This is a genomic window from Paraburkholderia sp. GAS82 (assembly GCF_050436285.1).
Taxonomy (GTDB): Bacteria; Pseudomonadota; Gammaproteobacteria; order Burkholderiales; family Burkholderiaceae; genus Paraburkholderia; species Paraburkholderia phenazinium_B.
This window is the reverse complement of record NZ_JBNDLX010000029.1, coordinates 1-1,370: the sequence shown is the minus strand read 5'-3', so window position 1 is coordinate 1,370 and position 1,370 is coordinate 1. Positions and strand designations below refer to the sequence as shown.

The 1,370-nt window shown below is 62.3% G+C and carries 1 protein-coding gene; it reads right to left on the bottom strand.

The genetic code is table 11. From position 1 onward, the window contains the following. Positions 1–42 precede the first annotated feature (42 nt). Positions 43–1,314 carry an IS256 family transposase gene (locus P3T17_RS37495; protein WP_429411967.1) on the bottom strand — a complete coding sequence of 424 codons (1,272 nt, stop codon included), beginning with the start codon at positions 1,312–1,314 and terminating at the stop codon, positions 43–45. Between the last annotated feature and the right edge of the window lie 56 nt (positions 1,315–1,370).

Genomic DNA, 1,370 nt, shown 5'->3' with positions numbered 1-1,370 from the left:
GAACCTGTCCGCATTTTTGTGTGCGAGGCGAGTTATAAAACGTTATCCACGCGCCATGGTGAAGCGTTCACCAAACAGGATAGCAAACTGGTTCATAGCGGTTTTCCAGTCGAAGGTGGCCCTCACGGATTTGGTCAGCACGTTGCGCAGGGCCAGCCAGAGTAGCTTGATGGCAGCCTCATCATTGGGGAAGTGCCCGCGGGTCTTGATGATTTTGCGCAGTTGCATGTTCAGGCTCTCGATGGCGTTGGTCGTGTAGACAACCCGGCGGATCTCGGGCGGGAACACAAAGAACGGCGTGACATGCTCCCAGGCGCGCCGCCAGGATTGCACGATGCTCGGGTACTTCGCGCCCCACGGGCCGTCGGCGAACTCCTGCAGGGCAAGCTGCGCGGCCTGTTCGCTGGCAGCCGCGTAGATCGGACGCAGCGCCGCGGCGAGCGCCTTGCGATCCTTGTAACTCGCATACTCCAGGCTGTTGCGCATCAGATGCACGATGCAGGTCTGCACCGTCGTGCGCGGGTACGCCGTGCCGATCGCCTCGGCCAGCCCCTTGAGGCCATCCACCACGGCGATCAGGATGTCCTGGCAACCGCGGGTCTTCAGTTCGTTGAACACCTTCAGCCAGAACTTCGCCCCCTCGGTCTGCTCAATCCACAGGCCGAGCACGTCGCGCTGGCCGTCGGCCTGGATGCCCAGGGCCAGGTACACCGCCTTGTTGCTCACCACGCCGTCGCCACGGATCTTCACGCGCAGCGCGTCGAAGAACACCACCGGATACATCGGTTCGAGCGGACGGCTTTGCCAGGCCAGCGTTTCGGCCATCACCTCATCGGTGACCGAACTGATGAAGTCGGGCGAGACCTCGGTGCCGTAGCTCTCGGCCAGAAACGCCTGTATCTCGCGCACGCTCATGCCGCGCGCGTACATCGCAATGATGCGTTCATCGAACCCGGTAAAGCGGCGCTCGTGTTTGGGGATCAGGATCGGCGCGAAGCTGCCGTCGCGGTCCCTGGGCAGTTCGACCCTGACGGGTCCCTGGTCGGTGATCACCGTCTTGCCGCTGGCGCCATTACGCTCGTTGGCCTGGCCCGCCGGTTTGGCCTGACCCGGCTTGTAGCCCAGGTGCAGATTCATCTCCGCACCCGTGGCACGCTCAATGAGTGCCTTGTTGAACGCCAGCATCAGATCCTGCACTTCAGTGGGCGTCATCGGCCCCTTGACCAGCTGGTCTATCAGCCCTTCAGGCAGCGCAGGCAGCGGCCCTCGGGCCGCTGCCTGCGAAGCAACCGTGCGTTTCTTCTTCATCGGCATATCCATGACTTTTACCTCTCATGATATGCCTCGCCCACGAAATCACGGATAGGTCC